At 73.1% G+C, this 18,266-nt stretch carries 15 protein-coding genes and 1 pseudogene; 7 read left to right on the top strand and 9 right to left on the bottom strand.

The features are described 5' to 3' along the window. Window positions 1-113: 113 nt before the first annotated feature. The 5 genes and pseudogenes from ACGFZK_RS15295 to ACGFZK_RS15275 form a co-directional block, all read right to left on the bottom strand. Window positions 114-521 (bottom strand): FKBP-type peptidyl-prolyl cis-trans isomerase, encoded by a 408-nt coding sequence (locus ACGFZK_RS15295; RefSeq protein WP_393849332.1) that lies wholly within the window; start codon window positions 519-521, stop codon window positions 114-116. 410 nt (window positions 522-931) lie between these two features. Continuing rightward, window positions 932-2,455: an aldehyde dehydrogenase family protein gene (locus ACGFZK_RS15290; protein WP_393849331.1), complete on the bottom strand. Its 1,524-nt coding sequence runs from the start codon at window positions 2,453-2,455 to the stop codon at window positions 932-934. A gap of 54 nt (window positions 2,456-2,509) precedes the next feature. Continuing rightward, window positions 2,510-3,813: pseudogene (locus ACGFZK_RS15285) on the bottom strand (GAF domain-containing protein). A 93-nt stretch (window positions 3,814-3,906) separates the two neighbouring features. Then, window positions 3,907-5,193 carry an SWF or SNF family helicase gene (locus ACGFZK_RS15280; protein WP_393849330.1) on the bottom strand — a complete coding sequence of 429 codons (1,287 nt, stop codon included), beginning with the start codon at window positions 5,191-5,193 and terminating at the stop codon, window positions 3,907-3,909. A gap of 3 nt (window positions 5,194-5,196) precedes the next feature. Next, window positions 5,197-8,247, bottom strand: coding sequence for a DEAD/DEAH box helicase (locus ACGFZK_RS15275; protein ID WP_393849329.1), 3,051 nt, complete (start codon window positions 8,245-8,247; stop codon window positions 5,197-5,199). Between the two features lie 181 nt (window positions 8,248-8,428). On the opposite strand from ACGFZK_RS15275, the gene ACGFZK_RS15270 reads away from it, so the two are divergent. Next, the gene (locus ACGFZK_RS15270) at window positions 8,429-8,611 is read left to right on the top strand and encodes a hypothetical protein (RefSeq protein WP_393849328.1); all 183 of its coding nucleotides are present in this window, start codon (window positions 8,429-8,431) and stop codon (window positions 8,609-8,611) included. A gap of 178 nt (window positions 8,612-8,789) precedes the next feature. Here ACGFZK_RS15270 and ACGFZK_RS15265 read toward each other — a convergent pair whose 3' ends face one another. Together ACGFZK_RS15265 and ACGFZK_RS15260 are read right to left on the bottom strand one after the other, a co-directional pair. Further along, a complete protein-coding gene (locus ACGFZK_RS15265) occupies window positions 8,790-9,788 on the bottom strand; it encodes a polyprenyl synthetase family protein (RefSeq protein WP_393849327.1) in 999 nt (332 codons plus the stop codon). A gap of 283 nt (window positions 9,789-10,071) precedes the next feature. Beyond that, complete coding sequence (locus ACGFZK_RS15260) at window positions 10,072-10,860, bottom strand: hypothetical protein (RefSeq protein WP_393849326.1); 789 nt, start codon at window positions 10,858-10,860, stop codon at window positions 10,072-10,074. Window positions 10,861-10,995: 135 nt separating this feature from the next. Between ACGFZK_RS15260 and ACGFZK_RS15255 the strand changes: the two genes are divergently transcribed. Beyond that, window positions 10,996-11,910 carry an oxygenase MpaB family protein gene (locus ACGFZK_RS15255; protein WP_393849325.1) on the top strand — a complete coding sequence of 305 codons (915 nt, stop codon included), beginning with the start codon at window positions 10,996-10,998 and terminating at the stop codon, window positions 11,908-11,910. Window positions 11,911-11,961: 51 nt separating this feature from the next. On the opposite strand, the gene ACGFZK_RS15250 is transcribed toward ACGFZK_RS15255, so the two are convergent. Then, on the bottom strand, window positions 11,962-12,561 hold the full coding sequence (locus tag ACGFZK_RS15250) for a class I SAM-dependent methyltransferase (RefSeq protein WP_393849324.1): 600 nt from the start codon (window positions 12,559-12,561) through the stop codon (window positions 11,962-11,964). Between the two features lie 177 nt (window positions 12,562-12,738). Between ACGFZK_RS15250 and ACGFZK_RS15245 the strand changes: the two genes are divergently transcribed. The 5 genes from ACGFZK_RS15245 to ACGFZK_RS15225 all read left to right on the top strand — a co-directional run bounded on the left by ACGFZK_RS15245 (window position 12,739) and on the right by ACGFZK_RS15225 (window position 17,717). Further along, window positions 12,739-13,518, top strand: a complete 780-nt coding sequence (locus ACGFZK_RS15245; protein WP_393849357.1) for an MHYT domain-containing protein — start codon at window positions 12,739-12,741, stop codon at window positions 13,516-13,518. Window positions 13,519-13,673: 155 nt separating this feature from the next. Next, the gene (locus tag ACGFZK_RS15240; protein ID WP_393849323.1) at window positions 13,674-16,175 is read left to right on the top strand and encodes a nitrate- and nitrite sensing domain-containing protein; all 2,502 of its coding nucleotides are present in this window, start codon (window positions 13,674-13,676) and stop codon (window positions 16,173-16,175) included. Then, window positions 16,175-16,618 (top strand): roadblock/LC7 domain-containing protein, encoded by a 444-nt coding sequence (locus ACGFZK_RS15235; protein ID WP_393849322.1) that lies wholly within the window; start codon window positions 16,175-16,177, stop codon window positions 16,616-16,618. Before ACGFZK_RS15240 ends, ACGFZK_RS15235 begins: the two co-directional genes overlap by 1 nt. A 17-nt stretch (window positions 16,619-16,635) precedes the next feature. Further along, window positions 16,636-17,016: a DUF742 domain-containing protein gene (locus tag ACGFZK_RS15230; protein ID WP_351156820.1), complete on the top strand. Its 381-nt coding sequence runs from the start codon at window positions 16,636-16,638 to the stop codon at window positions 17,014-17,016. Next, window positions 17,016-17,717, top strand: coding sequence for an ATP/GTP-binding protein (locus tag ACGFZK_RS15225; protein ID WP_393849321.1), 702 nt, complete (start codon window positions 17,016-17,018; stop codon window positions 17,715-17,717). Before ACGFZK_RS15230 ends, ACGFZK_RS15225 begins: the two co-directional genes overlap by 1 nt. A gap of 23 nt (window positions 17,718-17,740) precedes the next feature. On the opposite strand, the gene ACGFZK_RS15220 is transcribed toward ACGFZK_RS15225, so the two are convergent. Beyond that, entirely contained in the window at window positions 17,741-18,178 is a 438-nt protein-coding gene (locus ACGFZK_RS15220) for a PPOX class F420-dependent oxidoreductase (RefSeq protein WP_393849320.1), read from the bottom strand. Window positions 18,179-18,266 lie beyond the last annotated feature (88 nt).

The raw sequence follows: 18,266 nt of genomic DNA, 5'->3' as shown, positions 1-18,266 counted from the left end.
CGCAAGGCGGAGGAGCGTCCTCATACTGTGCGTATTCGGGCGTTCCGACAACGCAGCGAGGTGCCGTAGCTGTCGTCGTGCGCCCACCGGGGATTACGGGACAGCCCTTAGGGTCACCCGGCCTTGCTCCACCCGGCAGTGCTGGAATACGAGTCGAGCAGGTCCACCACGAAGACCAGGGTCGAGCCCGCCGGGATCAACGGCGAGGGCGACTGATTGCCGTAGCCGAGACGCGGGGGAACGATGATCTCGCGCCGACCGCCGACCTTCATCCCCCGCACCCCCCGGTCCCAGCCCTTGATGACCCTGCCGCTGCCCAGGGGGAACTTGAACGGCTGGCCCCGGTCCCAGGAGGCATCGAACTCCTTCCCGGACTCGAAGGTCACCCCGACATAGTGGACCCTGACCACCATGCCCGGCTTCACTTCAGCCCCGTCCCCGACGACCAGGTCCCGGATGGTCAGCTCGGTAGGAGGGTCACCCTTCGGAACGTCGACCTTGGGCTTCGTCAGTTCACTCATTGCAGCCTCATCACTCTCCGTCGAAAGCCCCGGCTCGGACCAGCCGGACACATGGACGCCCCATGCAGCAGATGGTCACGCTACCGAGAATGCCGATCCCCGGAGCACACCCAAACCGGCGGCCACACGTGATGATCTTTCACATAGCCGGTGATCGCGGCCCCGCACGCACGGGCCACGCAGCAATCGCCCGCCTCGGCGACCCTGTCAGCACAGCGACGTCGTCGACATGGGCGCGCGTGCGCTACGTGCTGCGGCTCGATCAAGCGCCGTTCGTCAAGGCCGAAGCCGACGTGAGGGTGCTGTTGGCGCGGACTGCGGGACACGAGCCTTGATCGTGACTGGTCCGGAACGAACTGCGATGTCGCCTGGAGAGGGCAACTCCTCTCCAGGCGACGGACTTCAGTGTTCTAGAAGAGGCCGAGCTTCTGGGGGGAGTAGCTGACCAGCATGTTCTTCGTCTGCTGGTAGTGCTCCAGCATCATCTTGTGGGTCTCGCGGCCGATGCCGGACTGCTTGTAGCCGCCGAAGGCCGCGTGTGCCGGATACGCGTGGTAGCAGTTCGTCCACACCCGGCCCGCCTGGATCGCACGGCCCGCGCGGTAGGCGGTGTTGATGTCCCGGGTCCAGACGCCCGCACCCAGGCCGTACGCCGTGTCGTTCGCGATCCGGACGGCGTCGTCGAAGTCCTGGAAGGAGGTCACGGACACCACCGGCCCGAAGATCTCCTCCTGGAAGATCCGCATGCGGTTGTCGCCCTCGAAGATGGTCGGCTGGACGTAGAAGCCGCCCGCGAGGTCGCCCTCCAGTTGCTGCCGCTCGCCGCCCGTGAGGATCTTCGCGCCCTCCCGTCGGCCGATCTCCACGTACGACAGGACCTTCTTCAGCTGCTCCTCGGAGGCCTGAGCGCCGATCATCGTGTCCGTGTCCAAGGGGTGCCCGGGCACGATCAGTTCGGTGCGGGCCACGGCCGCGTCGAGGAAGTCCCCGTACCGGCCCCGCTCGATCAGGGCGCGCGAGGGGCTCGTGCACACCTCGCCCTGGTTGAGGGCGAACATGGTGAAGCCCTCCAGGGCCTTGTCGCGCAGGTCGTCGTCCGTCGACCAGATGTCGTCGAAGAAGAGGTTCGGGCTCTTGCCGCCGAGTTCCAGGGTGACCGGCTTCAGGTGCTCGGCCGCGTACTGCATGATCAGGCGCCCGGTGGCGGTCTCCCCGGTGAAGGCGATCTTCGCCACCCGCGGGCTGGACGCGAGCGGCTTGCCCGCCTCCTCCCCGAAGCCGTTCACGATGTTGACCACGCCCGGCGGCAGCAGGTCCGCCACCAGCCCCAGCCAGTGGTGCACCGACGCGGGGGTCTGCTCGGCGGGCTTCAGCACCACCGTGTTCCCGGCCGCCAGCGCCGGGGCCAGCTTCCACACCGCCATCAGGATCGGGAAGTTCCACGGGATGATCTGCCCGACCACGCCCAGCGGTTCGTGGAAGTGGTAGGCGACGGTGTCGTCGTCGATCTGGCTCAGCGCGCCCTCCTGTGCGCGCAGCGCGCCCGCGAAGTACCGGAACTGGTCGATGGCCAGGGGCAGGTCGGCCGCCAGGGTCTCCCGCACCGGCTTGCCGTTCTCCCAGGTCTCCGCGACCGCGAGGGCCTCGAGGTTCTGCTCCATCCGGTCCGCGATGCGCAGCAGGACCGAGGACCGCTCGGTGACCGAGGAACGCCCCCAGGCGGGCGCGGCGGCGTGGGCCGCGTCCAGCGCCCGCTCCACGTCCTCGGACGTCCCCCGCGCGATCTCCGTGAAGACCCGGCCGTCGACGGGGGAGGGGTTCTCGAAGTACCGGCCGCGGACGGGCGGGACGTACGCGCCGCCGATGAAGTGGTCGTAGCGGGGCGCGTACGACATGAGCGCCCCCTCGGTACCGGGCGCAGCGTAACGGGCCATGAGGTCCTCCCCTCGCCGGGCGCCGGCCGCCGTCGGACAGCGCTCGGACGGAGGCTAGGAGCGCGGAGGTTGCGGATACGTTGCACGCCGCCCGCGGGGCCCCGGGTGCACTCCGAGCTCCCGGTCCAGGGCGTGTACGCGGGCCAGCGCGGCCGGACGGCGTTCCGGCGGCAGCGCCGCCGCCAGCGCCCGCCACGCCTCCGGGTCTTCCGCGCCCCACGGGCTGCACACCCAGTCCGTCAGCAGTCCGGCATCGGCCCGCGCGATCACCGCCGCCCGCGCCTGGTCCTCGATCCGGCGGCGCAACCGGACGATGCCGGGAGCGGTGGAGGCCGGCAGCAGGGGCCCGGGATAGTGGTGGAGGGCCGCCGACACGGCCCCGGCGGCCAACTGCCGGGTCAGGACGGTGAAATCCGCCTCCACCGGGCCGGCCGTGCGGTACGGGCGGGAAAGCGGCCCCGACGGCCCCAGCAGGGCCCGGATCCGGGACATCTCGGCGCGCAACGTGACCGGTGACACCGACTCGTCCGCGTACAGGGCGATCGCCAGCTCCTCGCCCGACAGGCCCTCGGGATGGTGCGCGAGCAGCGCCATGATCTCGCTGTGCCGGCGCCCCAGCCGCACCCTGCGGCCGCCGGTGACCAGCAGCGCCTCGTCCTGCCCGAGCGCCGCGAGGGTGTCCTTGGCGGCGGGCGGGTCTGGTTCGAGCAGGGTCAACTGGGCCTCTGCCGCCCGGGCCACCGCCTGCACGAAGGCGAGGGAATGCGGGTGGGCGAGGCCGTCGCCGCCGGTGATGTCCACCGCCCCCAGCACCCTGCCCGTCCGCGGATCCCGCACCGGGGCCGCCGCGCAGGTCCACGGGTGCACCAGGCGGCTGAAGTGCTCGGCCCCGAAGACCTGCACGGGTTCGCCCGTCGCGACCGCCGTCCCGGGGGCGTTGGTCCCCATCACCGTCTCCGCCCAGCGCGCACCCGGGACGAAGCCGAGGCCCTCGGCCCGCCGCAGGGTGCCCGGTTCGCCCTCCACCCACAGCAGGCTGCCCCGCGCGTCGCACACCGCCAGCAGATGCGCCCCGTGCGCGGCGAACTCCCCGACGAGATCCCGGAACAGCGGCATCACCCGAGCCAGCCGGTGCTCGTCGCGGTACGACCGCAGCTCCGGCTCCGCGAACTCCACCCGGGGTGCGCACTCCGGGCTGAGCCGGGCCCGCGCGCACCGCCGCCAGGACCGTGCGATGACCGCCCGGACCGGGCCCTCTACCCGGCCGTCCCGGGTGAAAACGGCATGGGCCCCCGTAGTTCGCGGGTGCGCGCGGCCGGATCGGCCCCGCCCGGCAGCGCCATCGACGGATCGCCCATGTCACCCTCCCGTGGTTCCGCGGTGCGGAGCGCCCCCATCGTCGTCCCGGCACCGGGGCGCGGCAAGCGGTGCGTCGGCCGATGGTGCCGGTCCTACGTCGGCCCGTGCGGGCCGAAACCTGACTGCGCGGGATCCGCCTCCAGCGCCGAGCCCGGGTCCGGGGCCGACGGACCCGACGGGATCCACCGGTCCCCCTCGCGGTGGTACGGCCACCAGCGCCCCTCCCGGCCCAGCCGGAGCTGGCGGCCGGTGCCCGCCTCCGTCCAGCGGGCGCGGACCCGGCGGAGCACCGGAGCCTCCGCGTCCGCCCAGGCCGCGGCCAGGGCCACCCGGGCCCGGGCCAGCGTGCTCCGGTCCGGCGTCCAGTCGTCCTCCAGCGCCGCGAGGCCCGGGGCCGCGCCGAAGCCCCAGGCCCGTACGGCCAGTTCCATATCGGCCCGGCTGCGGCCGGTAGCCGCCGTCAGGCGGGACCGTACCCGAAAGTCACCGGCCTCGGCCGTGAGTCGTACGGCGTCTTCGGCGACCGTGAGCGGGGCCGTCGGGGCGCGATCGGCGTGGCCCGGAGCCAGCGCCTCCGTGAGCCGCCGGTAGGCCTCGGCCGCTGCCGCCTGCGCCAGGAACTCCACGGCGTCCACGTCGAGGTGCGGTTCCGGATCGGCCTCGGTATCCAGCGTCGGCGGCTGGCCCGGAGCCTCCGGCAGGGCCGGGAGGCCGGGCAGGGCGGGCCGGATGCGCCCCGCCGCGAAGACCTCCGCCGCCGGGACCCCCTCGTCGGCGGGCGCCTGCGGAGCCTGTGCTTCCGCCGCGCTGCGCTCCTCCAGCTCGTCCACCAGCTCCCGCTCGCCCCGGCCCCGCAGGAGCAGCAGCACGAAGGGGTCCTGGTCCAGCAACCGGGCCACCTGGTAGCAGAGCGCGGCCGTGTGCGGGCAGTGGTCCCACTCGCCGCAGTCGCAGCGCGGATCCAGGTCCCCTATGCCGGGCAGCAGCTCCACCCCGGCGGCCGCCGCGTCCTCGGCGAGCTCCGGCGGCACCTCCCGGTCGAGCAGCGCCGCGATGTACCCCGCCTCGGCGGCGGCCAGCCCCAACAGACGGTCCCACTGGGCCCCCGTGAACTCCTGTACCAGCACGTCCGTCCGGTGCGCCGTCCCGTCCGGGTCGCGGACCACCGCGGTGAGCCCGCCGGGCCGCACCGAGACGGCGCCGACCGCGCCCGAGCGCGCGTACCGGCGCCCCTGCTTGACCTGCGTCCCGTCGAGCGCGCTGTCCTCCAGGGCGCGCAGCCAGGCATGGCCCCACCAGGTGCGGGCGAGGCCGCGGGCGGGGGCGGGCGGCAGGGCCGGGAAGGTCTTCTCGTACGGGTCTCGGTCTCGGGTGTTCATCGCTCACTCCCCGCCCGCGGTCGGGCGCAGCGCCACGAGTTCGGCCAGTTCGGCATCGGTCAGTTCGGTCAGCGCGCCCTCGCCGCCCGCGAGGACGGAGTCGGCGAGGGCGCGTTTGCGCTCCAGGAGCTGTGCGATCCGGTCCTCGACGGTGCCCTCGGCGATGATCCGGTGGACCTGTACGGGCTGGGTCTGGCCGATGCGGTAGGCGCGGTCGGTGGCCTGTTCCTCGACGGCCGGGTTCCACCAGCGGTCGTAGTGGATGACGTGCCCGGCCCGGGTGAGGTTCAGGCCCGTGCCGGCGGCCTTCAGGGAGAGCAGGAAGACGGGCACCTCGCCCGCCTGGAAGCGGTCGACGAGCTCCTCGCGGCGCGGTACCGGCGTTCCGCCGTGCAGGAGCTGCGAGGCGATCCCGCGCCCGGCGAGGTGTTTCTCCAGGATCCGGGCCATCGCCACGTACTGGGTGAAGACGAGGGCCGAGCCGCCCTCCGCCAGGATCGTGTCGAGGAGTTCGTCGAGGAGCTCCAGCTTTCCGGAGCGGGCCCCGCCGCCGATGCCGCCGGGGCCCCCGGGGTCCTTGGGGTCCTTCGGGTCCTTGGCGCCGCGTTCCGCCGGGCTGTGCTCCCGCAGGTAGTGGGCCGGGTGGTTGCAGATCTGCTTGAGGGAGGTCAGCAGCTTCACCACCAGACCGCGCCGCTCCATGCCGTCCGCTTCCGCGACAGCGGCGAGGGTCTCGCGTACGACGGCCTCGTAGAGCGAGACCTGTTCGCGGCTGAGGGCGACGGTGTGGTCGGTCTCGGTCTTGGGCGGCAGTTCGGGAGCGATGCCGGGGTCGGACTTCTTGCGGCGCAGCAGGAACGGCCGTACGAGCGCCCCCAGGCGGGCGGCGGCCTGCGCGTCGCGGCCGCTCTCGACGGGATCGGCGTAGCGGGAGCGGAAGGTGCCGAGGCGGCCCAGGATCCCGGGTGTGGTCCAGTCGAGGACGGCCCACAGCTCGGAGAGGTTGTTCTCGACGGGGGTGCCGGTCAGGGCCACCCGGGCCGGGGCCGGGATGGTGCGCAGCGCCTTGGCGGTGGAGGAACGCGGGTTCTTGACGTGCTGGGCCTCGTCGGCCACCACCATGCCCCAGCGGGCGGCGGCGAGTTCGGGCGCGTCCAGGCGCATGGTGCCGTAGGTGGTCAGGACGAAGCCCCCGGTGAGCCCCTCCAGGCTGCGGCCCGGGCCGTGGAAGCGGCGTACGGGGGTGCCGGGTGCGAACTTCTCGATCTCCCGCTGCCAGTTGCCCAGCAGCGAGGCCGGGCACACCACCAGGGTGGGGCCGGCGGTGGCCGGGGCCTCGGGCCGTGGGCGGTTGCGGTGCAGGTGGAGCGCGATGAGGGTGACGGTCTTGCCGAGGCCCATGTCGTCGGCGAGGCAGGCGCCGAGGCCGAGCGAGGTCATCCGGGCCAGCCAGCGCAGGCCGCGCAGCTGGTAGTCGCGCAGGGTGGCCCGCAGCTCCGGCGGCGCGCCGGGGACATCGGCCTCCTGCGGGTCCGCGGTCAGGCGAGCACGCAGCGCTTCCAGCGGGCCGGTCGCCTCTACGTCGACCCGCTTGCCGTCGATCTCCGCGGACCCGGTGAGTACGGCGGCCAGCGCGTCGGCGGCCACGATCCTGCGGTCCTGGCGGGCGCGGGCCCGGCGGGCCTCGGCCGGATCGACCAGGACCCACCGGTCGCGCAGCCGGACCAGGGGGCGCTTCGCCTCGGCGAGGCGGTCGAGCTCGGCGCGGGTGAGGTCGCCCTGGTCGCCGAGGGCGTGGCGCCAGCTGAAGGAGAGCAGGCCGCCGGGGGAGAGCAGGCCGGAGGGGAGGGCGCCTTCGGTGCTGCGGTAGCCCTCGGTGGTGCGGGCGCCTTCGGCGGTGTCGGGGGACCCGAGGACGGCGCGGGCGCTCAGGTTGTGCAGGAGGCCGCGCGGCCAGTGCACCCGGACCCCGTCCGCGGCCAGGGCGGCGGCGGCTTCGCCGAGCAGCTCCGTGACCTCCTCGTCGGCGAGTTCGACGGCGTCCGGGACGGCCGCACCCAGCAGCGGGCCGAGCGGGCTCCACAGCCGGGCGGCGCGCCGCAGGGCGCGGAGGGCGTCCATCCGGGCGCCGGGCGGGAACGCGGCCGCGGCGGCTCCGGATCCGGCCCACACGTCGGCGGCGTCGGCGACGAGGGCGGCGTCGGCCAGGCTGTGCATCTGGAGGACGGCCCGGAAGGCGGGAGCGGCTTCGGGAGCCCGGTCGGGGTCCTCCTCCGCCTCGGGGTCGAGGGGCCGGTCGAGCTCGATCCGCAGGGAGATCCGCACCCCGGCGTCATGGCCGGCGGCCACCTCGGCGGCCCAGTCGCGCAGCTCGGGGTGGAGGTGCGGCGGGCGGGCGGCGAAGGCGGTCCCACGGGCGGCCGTGGGGGCGGCGGGGGAGCGGGGGAGGGTGTCGGCGACGGCGTCGAGGAAGGCCCGCAGCAGTGGTTCCGGCGCGGGCAGCCGGGGCGGCCCGTCGGCGTCGAGCGGTACGCAGTGGGCGGCGGGCGGCATGGCGGCGGCCAGTTCGCGGACCTCGTCGAGGTCGGCGGCCTCCAGCGGCCCGATCCGCCAGGCGTCGTGGCCGGCGGGGCTCAGGCCTGGCAGGAGCTGCCCGCGGGCGGCGAAGCGCAGCGCGAGCAGCGCCGCGGCGCCCCAGAACGCCGCGGCCGTGGCGGCGGCGGTGGTGGTAGTGGTGTCGGCCTCGGCGTCGGCGTCGTCGTCGGCTGCGGCGGACCGGGTGCGGGTGAGCAGGGGCAGGGCTTCGTCGACGGACAGGACGAGCGCCGTCACGGTGGCCCGTCGCAGGTCGGGCGTGATGACCGTGAGCTGCTCGAAACGGCCGACGCCGATGCCGATGCCGATGCGGGTGTTGGGGGCAGCGGCAGCGGCGTCGATGTGGGCGTCGGGGGTCTCGCCGTCGGCCCGCCACAGGGCGATCCGGCCGCTGCGGGCCGGGTCGGCGGGAAGAAACACGGCGGAGTGGTGGATGAGGTCGGAGATCTCGGAGAGCACGCATTCCTCAAACTTGACTACCTGGTACGGGGCGGCCGAGGCTACCCCACCGACAGCGTCCGACGACGGGAGCGGGGCCGTGAACCGGGTCACTTCGAAGACCGTTCGGGCGTCGGGGAACGCGGGGTCGCGGCGGCGCGTTGAGGGGGTAGTGGTCGACGGCAGAAGGAGGTGTCCGCAGATGTCCACGAGCGGAAAAGTCGCGGTTGCCGGAGTCGTGGCAGCCATCGTGTTGTTCTGGACGGTGGGGTTCTGGGCGGGGCTGCTGGTCCTGATCGGCGTGCCGGCCGCTGCGTATCTTCTGCTGGACTCCTCCCAGCGGCGTCGCCTGCGGGGTATATCCAGGAAGCAGATCAGCCGCTGACGGCGGCGCGGACGTAGTTCTTCTGCGGGCTCTTGTCCGGGTTCCTGCCCGGGCTCCGGCTTCTGCGCGGAGCCCGGCAGGCATGGCCGCGGGGCGGGAGTTCCGGGTGGGCCCGCCCGGTGGGGGTGGCGGTGGCGCCCGAAGCGCCCGAAGAGTGCGGCCCGCCCGGGCGGCCGGGTCAGGCGGCGCCGCTCACGGCGACCGGCGCGAGGTCTGCTTCGAGCAGCATCTGGGACGCGTGGTCCACGAGGTGCCGGAGCACCGGCAAATAGGTTTCGTCGCCGCCCAGTTCGTCCAGGATGCGGTATCCCTCCGCGCGGAACGCGTCGATCTCCGCCCGGTACCGGTCGAGGGCGGTCGGCGTCCGCAGCAGGCCCGCGAGTTCCGATCTGGCTTGATGCGAGCGTCCGGCGGCGGCGCACAGGCCGAGGAGGTGCTCCCGGGAATCGGGGGAGGCGTCCTCGATGACGGAGGCGAGCAGATAGGTGACCGTGCCGTTGAGCAGGTCTTCGTCCCGGCCGGACAGAATGTCTTCCTGGTCGTTGAAGATCTGCCACAGGATGCCAAAGACATAACCGAATTCCCGCCACAGCTCGACCTTCTCGGCCGTTGTCCCCGATAATATCGCCGCCATGGCCGTGATCATTCCGAACGGTGCACCGGACTTGCCGCGATACGTCTCGACGACCGATTTCCGCGAGGCGCTGCAGATGTCCCCGCGCATGTCGTCGATCTGGCCGTCGACGCCGATGATCCAGCCGTTCAGGATCTCGGTTATCAGCGCGCTGCGCGCCGGCTCCGGGAGATCTTGCGACAGGAGGATCTGAATGGGGAGCGAGTTTCCTGTGATGACGGATGCGAGCAATGCTTCGTTCTCGGTGAGCTCACCCGAGATGGACGCGCCATTGGCGTCCGCCAGATCGTCGAGGTAGCAGGCCGAGGTCCACCACAGCAGGTGCACGGCGGACAGCGGAACGGCCGGCCGGGGATTTCCGGTCTCTATGGCGTGCGTGAGCAGCGGCAGCACCGAGAGAGGATGTCTCAGTTTGCGGTGCTCCAAGAGCTTGGCCACTGAGTTCCTGGTCGTGCTCGCCAGCGGGCCGAGCCGCTCCAGCGCGGTTTCGATCTCCGCGTCGATGTCCTGCGCGACTTCCCGGTGCAGGTCCAGGTAGGACATGGAATTCAAGAATGGCCTCCGTCGTGGAATGGGCCGCGGGGGCGAGGTGCGCACCCTTTGAGCCGCGTGACTGGCCGATTCGATCATTCCGGAGGAAAGGGATCCAGAGCGATTTTCAGTCCCATTGGCCGATACGTTTCGGTTATGGCGGGCCGGAACGGCCGACGCCCGGAAGTCGGGAGCCGCCGTACCGGTCGGTATTCATCGCGGATCAGCGCCGTCGTCCACTGCGCCCGGCATCGCGGGAGGCCCGGCCGGGTGGGCCGGTGCTCGCCGCGCGTGCTCACGACGGGCGGAGCGCGATGCGGTCCAGAGCCGTCAGCAGGTCCGGGAGGTCCGGCAGGTCGGAATCCCCCTCGTGGGGGACCGTGAGCACCTCGCTCGGTTCCTCGTCCAGCAGCACGAAGGCCGCCTCGCCGGTCCGGGCCACCAGCGACCAGCCCGGCCCGTCCACCCGCAGCGTCCGGGCCCCCTCGCCGGCGAACGAGGACCGCACGCGGCCGGGCGGCGGCGGGGTCTTCGTGTACCCCACGGCCTGTTCCAGCGCCCGCGCGAGCCCGGGGTGCGCGGCGGCGGCCGCACCGCCGTCCGTGGCCACGCGCTCGCTCCAGTCCGCCCACTCCCGTGCGATCTGGTCCGCGCCCATCCGCCGCTGCACCGGACCCCACGCCTCCGCCGAGGGCGGCGCCAGCGGCACCCGCCCCGTACCGTCCGCGCCCTGCTCCGGATCGTGCGGCTCCGGGATCCCCGACGCGGCCACCGACAGATCCAGCGGCCAGCCCGCCAGCGAGACCACGATGGTCCGCTCGTCCGGGGACAGGTCGTATTCCATTCCGCAGTCCCAGGAGGCGATGGCCGCGGCCACGAGCGAGACGTCGTCCACGACGACCGTCCAGCGCGCACCCTCCTCGTCCTGGCCGAGCACCAGCCCGTACCCGTCCCCACTCGGTGCCACTCCCAGCAGGGAGCAGGCCTCGGGGAAGTCGTCGCCCAGGATGCTGGGGAACTGCGCCGGGGTCAGCAGCACAGCGGTCAGCACGTACAGCGAGCCGCCACCCTCGTCGTCGGACACCTGGCCTCCTGGTAGCTCTCTCGTCGGCGCACCTTAACCAGCCGGTAACCCGCCCGTCGAGAGCTTGCGGGTGACGATTTCCAAGGTCGCTACCTGCACGTAGAGTTGGGAACCCGCCACAGAAAGGGACACCCGGTGCAGCGTTACGACCGGCTGAGGGAGATCCTCCGTCTCGACCCCGACAAGGATTTCCTCGCCATCTACCGGCTCACCGCCACCTACGAGTTCCCGTGGGACTTCGCCCGCGCCCTGGAGCTCGCCCTGTTCCGGACCTATGCCGTCCCGAGCATCGGTGGCCTGCTGGCCGAGACGGCCGAGTTCACCGACCGGACCCAGAAGCGCTACGACGACACCGCACTGCTGCTGGACGCGGTCGTCGAGCACGGCTTCGAGAGCGACACCGCGCGCACCGCGATCCGCCGTGTCAACCAGATGCACCGCAGTTACGACATTTCCAACGAGGACATGAGATACGTCTTGTGCACCTTCGTGGTGATTCCTGCGCGCTGGCTGGACGCGTACGGCTGGCGTCCGCTGACCCACCACGAGCGCCGGGCCAGTGCGAACTACTACGCCACCCTCGGCCGTCACATGGGCATCACGGACATCCCGGGCTCCTACGAGGAGTTCGAAGCCACCCTGAACGCCTACGAGGAGGCCCACTTCGGCTGGGACGAGGGCGCCCGCAAGGTCGCCGACTCCACTCTGGACCTGATGGCCTCGTGGTACCCGGCGCCGCTCGCCCCCGCCGTGCGGCGTGGGAGCCTCGCCCTCCTCGACGAGTCGCTGCTGAACGCCTTCCGGTACGCGTCCCCGCGCCGCCCGGTCCGGCGGCTGGTGCAGGGCGCCCTGTGGATGCGCGGCCGGGCGGTCCGGCTGCTGCCCCCGCGCCGGGCCCCGCACTACGCCCGCCAGAACCCGGAGATCAAGGGCTATCCCGACGGCTACGACGTGGGTGAGCTCGGCACTTTCCCCGTGCCCGGCTCGGGTGGCTGCCCCGTTCCGCATCCCCGCCGGCCCGCCGGAGCCGAGGCCCAGCCTCCGGCCTGATCCCGGGTACCTCCGCGGATCCCGGGCGCGGGGCCGACGTACGGGCGTTTGTCAGGGGTGACGTGCGGCGAGCACCAGGAAACGGTCGTCCTCGTCGGCGTACGAGGTCATGTCCCAGCCCGAACCGGTCAGCAACGGGCCGAGGTTGTGCTCGGCCCGCATGTCCTCGTCGGTCAGCTCGCGGCCGTGTCGCGCGGCCAGGGCCGCTCGCCCGATCGGGTGGAAGAGCGCGAGCCGGCCACCGGGGCGGACCACCCGGGCGAGTTCGCGCAGGTTCGCCGCCGGGTCGGGCAGGTGGGCGATGAGTCCTGCGGCGAACACCGCGTCGAGCACCTCGTCCCGCAGCGGCAGCCGTGCCACGTCGGCGAGCAGCAAGGCGCCCCCGGCGTCCCGCCCCGCCCGTCGCGCGGCGGCCAGCATCTGCGGGGTGACGTCCGCGCCGAGCACGATCCCGGCGGGTCCGACGGCGGCCCGCAGCGCGGTCATGGCCCGCCCGGTGCCGCAGCCCGCGTCGAGCACCCGGTCCCCGGGGCGCAGTCCGAACTCGGCCACGGCGGTGGCGAAGGCGGGCCCGTCCCCGGGAAACTTGCGGTCCCAGTCGGCCGCGCGTGCCCCGAAGAACTCCTGCACGTGTGTCTGGTCTTCGCTCATGCGCCCATGATCCCCCACCGGCACCCGCCCGAGGGCCTGCGGGCCGTGTGCAAGCTGGCACGTGGTGTGATCGGAGATGAACGTAGCTCTGTCATATTCCAGCAGTTCCAGCTGCTTTCGAAATGCGCCCCCTGTTCGCGCCCACACCCGGACTAGCGTCCGGTGGCCATGGGACACCTGGGACATCTGGACCACGCCGCCTACGGGGGGCTGACACCCGCGCTGTCATACGTGATGGCATCGATCGGCGCCGCCCTCGGGCTGCGCTGCACCGTCCGCGCGCTCGCCGCGACCGGAGCCTCCCGCCGCAACTGGCTCCTCACCGCGGCCTCCGCCATCGGCACCGGCATCTGGACCATGCACTTCGTCGCGATGCTCGGCTTCGAGGTCACGGGCACCGAGATCCACTACAACGTGCCGCTCACCATCCTCAGCCTGCTCGTCGCCATGGTGGTCGTCGGCGCCGGCGTCTTCGCCGTCGGCTACGGCAAGGACCGCGGTCGCTCGCTCGTACTGGGCGGCCTCACCACCGGCCTCGGCGTCGCCAGCATGCACTACCTGGGCATGGCCGCCCTGCGGCTGCACGGGGAAGTCTCGTACGACCCGCTCACCGTCGCGCTCTCCGTCGCCATCGCCGTGATCGCGGCGACCGCCGCCCTGTGGGCCGCGCTCAACATCAAGTCACCGGTGGCGGTCGCCGTGGCCTCGCTCGTCATGGGCGCAGCCGTCAGCAGCATGCACTACACCGGGATGACGGCCGTCGCCGTCAGGGTCAGCCCGGCGGACACGGCCCTGCCCGGCGCCACGGCCATGCAGTTCATCTTTCCGCTCGCCGTCGGGCTGGGCTCGTACCTGTTCATCACCGCCGCCTTCGTCGCGCTCTCCCCGACGGTCGCCGAACGCGGCGCCCCCGCTTCCGCCCGCCCCCTGGGGGAACGCACCGTGCCCGCCCCCTGAACGGGCCGGACCCGCGGCGCGCACCGCCGCGGCCCCTCCCGTATCCGTATCCGTGCACCGCCGCATACCGCCCACCACCCCCGCGATCATCCGACCCCCGCGATCACCCCACGGCCGCACCGCACCCGTAGGCACCGCCCCGGAACGAGGAGCCCATGCGAACACCCCGCAAAAAACCGGAAGCAGCGGCGCCGCGACTGCCCGCGCCCCCGGCACGCGGCCGCCGGGCCCACGCCGGGCCGCCCGCCGAGGAACCGGCGGACCTCCGGGCCGGCCGGCCCCACCCGGCCGCGCCGCACGAGAGCGGACCCCGGATGCGGTTGCGGCTGCGTCCCGCCACCGTGCGCGCGAAGATCGTCTCGCTGCTCATGGTCCCGGTCGTCTCGCTCCTCGCCCTCTGGGCCTTCGCCACCGTCAACACCGCCCAGGACTTGGCCCGGCTCAGCCGCGTCCAACAGGTCGACGCCGAGATACGCACCCCCGTCTCCGCCGCCGTCGCCGAGCTCCAGGCCGAACGGCGCGCCGCCGTCCGTCTCCTCGCCGACCCCGCCGCCGACCCGGGCGCCCTGGACCAGCAGGCCCGCCGCACCGACACAGCCGTCCAGCGGCTACGGCTGGGGGAGCGCCACACGGTCGCCGACTCCGGCGAGTACACCTCCGACATCGTGGTCCGGCTGGAGGCCTTCGTCGCCGCCGCCGAAGGCCTGGGCTCGTCGCGCAAGGACATCGCCGACCGCCGCGCCACCCCCGAGGCGGCCTACGCGATCTACACCCGCGTGGTCGACTCCGCGTTCGCCGTCGCAGGCGCCCTGACCGGCGGGGAGGAAGCCGAACTCGGTCCCGACGCCCGGGTCCTGCTCGAATTCGCCCGCGCAGCGGAACTGCTGTCCCGCGAGGACGCGCTGCTCGCCGCACCCGGCCCGCGCACCGCCGAAACGCTTCGACAGCTGACCGGCGCCGTCGAGTCCCGCCGCGCGCTCACCGACTCCGCGGCCCGCGACCTCCCCGCCGCCCAGCAGGCCGCCTGGCAGTCCGCGGCCAAGAGCGCCGCCTACGCCGACCTCACCGGCGCCGAGGACCGGGCGCTGGGCTCCGGCACGTCCAAGGAGGGCCGCGGGGCGCCCGCCGGATGGGAGGCCGCCCACAGCGGCATCGCCTCCTCGATGCGGGAGATCGAGGAGGCCGCGCACGCCGCGGCCGCCGACCGGGCCGGCCCCTTCGCCGAGGGGGCGCTCAGCCCGGCCGGGGCCGCCGTGCTGCTGGGCCTGGCGGCCGTTGCCGCCTCCCTCGTCATCTCGGTCCGGATCGGCCGGGCCCTGGTCGTCGAACTCGTCTCGCTGCGCAACACCGCCCTGGAGATCGCCGAGCGCAAACTGCCGCAGGCGATGGAACGGCTGCGCGCCGGTGAGGAGATCGACGTCGACGCCGAGACCCCGCCCGGGCCGCCGGCCGAGGACGAGATCACGCAGGTCGGCGAAGCGCTCGGCACCGTCCACCGGGCCGCGCTCAGCGCCGCCGTCGAGCGGGCGGAGCTCGCCAGCGGCGTCTCCGGCGTCTTCGTCAACCTCGCCCGCCGCAGCCAGGTCCTCGTGCACAAGCAGCTCACCCTGCTCGACTCGATGGAACGGCGCGCCGACGACCCGAACGAGCTGGGCGACCTCTTCCGCCTCGACCACCTGACCACGCGGATGCGCCGCCACGCGGAAAGTCTGATCATCCTGTCGGGGGCCACCCCGGGTCGCGCCTGGCGGATGCCGGTCCCCCTCACGAACGTCGTACGGGCCGCCGTCTCCGAGATCGAGGACTACCCGCGGATCGAGGTCCGTCAGCTCGCCGAGGCCGCCGTGGTCGGGGGCGCCGTCGCCGACCTCACCCACCTGCTCGCCGAACTCATCGAGAACGCGGCCCAGTTCTCCCCGCCGCACACCAAGGTCAGGGTCAGTGGCGAACCCGTAGGCGCCGGGTACGTCCTGGAGGTCGAGGACCGCGGGCTCGGCATGGGCCGCGAATCCCTGACCGATGCCAACCGGCGCATCGAGCAGTCCGAGTCCCTCGACCTCTTCGACAGCGACCGGCTCGGGCTGTTCGTGGTCAGCCGCCTCTCGGCGCGCCACGGGGTGAAGGTGCACCTGCGTACGTCGCCCTACGGGGGCACCACCGCGGTGGTGCTCCTGCCGAACTCCATGCTCCAGGGCGCGATCACGGCAGGAGCCCCCGCATCCGACCCGGCGCCCCGCCCGGAGCCGTCGACTCCGGCCCCGGCCCAGGGGCCGAACCCGGCCCGGAACCCGCAGCCGCAACCGCAGCCGAAACCGGGCCCGGACCCGCAGCCGGAGCCCGTACGGGAGGAGCCGCGTCCGGCCCCGGTGGCCTCGCTGCGGCCGCGCGCCCCCGGCGGCGCGGTGGCCCGTACCCCGGCCGCCGCGGCGCCCCGGGCCTCGGTGACGGAACTGCCGCGCCGGGTGCGCCAGGCCAGCCTCGTCCCCCAGCTCCGGGAGGCCCCCGCGCCGAAGGACCCGGCCGCGTCCCGCCTCCGCGAGGAGCCGCCGGGCCGCAGTCCGGAACAGGCCCGGGACCGGATGGCGGCCTACCGGGCCGGCTGGGTCCGCGGCGCCCAGGAGAACTCCCCCCACGCAGGCAGCGAAGGAGAAGTGTGATGATCGAACACCAAAGAATCGACCTCGACGGCGTCCGCAGGTCCGGTGAACTGGACTGGCTGCTCGACGACCTGGTGCTCCGCGTCCGCGAGGTCCGGCACGCCGTGGTCCTCTCCAACGACGGCCTGGCGGTCGGGGCTTCCAGCGCGCTCAGCCGGGAGGACGCCGAGCACCTGGCGGCGGTCGCCTCCGGCTTCCACAGCCTGGCCAAGGGCGCGGGCCGGCACTTCCACGCCGGGGGCGTGCGCCAGACGATGGTCGAGATGGACGAGGGCTTCCTCTTCGTCGCGGCCGCCGGCGACGGATCCTGCCTGGCCGTCCTCAGCGCCGCCAGTGCCGATATCGGCCTGATCGCCTACGAGATGGCCCGTCTGGTGAAGCGGGTCGGCGAGCACCTCTACACCCCGCCCAGGTTCGCGGCGCGCCCGCCGGCCGCCGGCTGAGGGCGGCGGTCCGGTACATGAACGGCCAGTGGTACGACGCCGACGCGGGCCCGCTCGTCCGTCCGTACGCCATGACCGGCGGGCGTACGAAGCCGGGACCCCACGGGGTCCGCTTCGACCTGATCGCGCTGGTCGCGGTCGACCCGGCGGGCACGGACGAGGCGGCCGAGTCCCTGCTGGGCCCCGAACACCGGGCACTGCTCGGACTCTGCCGGTCCGAGACGCAGTCGGTGGCCGAACTCGCCGCCGACGCCGATCTGCCCGTGGGGGTGGTGCGGGTGCTCCTCGGGGACCTGCTGGAGGGCGGGCACGTCAAGGTCAGCCGACCGGTACCGCCCGCACAACTGCCGGACGAGCGGATTCTGCGTGAAGTCATCGAGGGATTGCGAGCGCTTTGATGGGACAGCATGACGACCGAACTGCCGGACCGGCCCCGGACCCGGATTCGGTTCCCGGACCCGGACCCGGACCCGGATCCGGCTCTGGGCCCGATCCCGAGGACGACGCCGAACTGGCCGCGCTCGCACTGAAGATCCTGGTGGCGGGCGGCTTCGGGGTGGGCAAGACCACGCTGGTGGGCGCGGTCAGCGAGATCCGGCCGCTGCGGACGGAGGAGCTGCTGAGCGAGGCGGGCGAACTGGTCGATGACACCGGCGGCGTGGACCAGAAGACGACCACGACCGTGGCCATGGACTTCGGCCGGATCACCATCCGGTCCGGGCTGTCGCTGTACCTGTTCGGCACGCCGGGGCAGGACCGGTTCTGGTTCCTGTGGGACGAGCTGTCGCAGGGCGCGCTGGGCGCGGTGGTCCTGGCCGACACGCGGCGGCTGGAGGACTGCTTTCCGGCGGTGGACTACTTCGAGCACCGGCGCATCCCGTTCGTGGTGGCCGTCAACTGCTTCACGGACGCGCGTCGGTACGGGGCGCACGACGTGTCGCGGGCACTCGACCTGGACCAGGGGACGCCGGTGGTGCTGTGCGACGCGCGGGACCGGGACTCGGGAAAGGAAGTGCTGATCAGGCTGGTCGAGTACGCCGGGCGGGTGCACACCGCCCGGCTGCTGGACTCGGTGGAGCCGCAGGCCGATTCCGTGTGAACCCGACCGGTCGGCGGGGTCGGTCAGTCCGCGATGCCGGCGAGGGCGATCACCTTGTCGATCGGGACCCTGACGAGGAGTTCGGTCGGGACGGCGTTGCGGCGGCCGAAGGCTTCGGCCTGCTCCTCGCCCATGTAGCGGGCGCCGATCCGGGTTGCCCAGGTGAGCAGTTCGTCCGCGTCGTCGCCGTACCGGCTGATCTCGGCGCGGCCCTGGAGGACGACGTAGGAGAACGGTGGCCGGTCGTCGTCCACGCAGAGCGCGACCCTGCCGTCGCGGGCGAGGTTGCGCCCCTTGACGGTGTCCTTTCCGGTGTTGAAAACGAAGGAGTCGCCGTCGAGCACGAACCAGATGGGAGCGATGTGCGGGCTTCCGTCCTCGCGGACGGTGGAGAGCTTTCCGGTGCGGGTGGAGTGGGAGACGAACGCCCGCCATTCCTCTTGAGTCATCTTCTTCGCCATGGAGACATCCTCCTTGCCCGAAAGGCACTGGTGGGGAAGGCTTGCGGCACGAGTGTGCGGGGCGGGGCGCGGCCACGTGGCCGGCGTC

The organism is Streptomyces sp. NPDC048257, from assembly GCF_043201855.1.
In the GTDB taxonomy this organism is placed as follows: Bacteria; Actinomycetota; Actinomycetes; order Streptomycetales; family Streptomycetaceae; genus Streptomyces.
The sequence above is the reverse complement of the archived record's forward strand: the minus strand, read 5'-3'. Positions and strand labels throughout refer to the sequence as shown.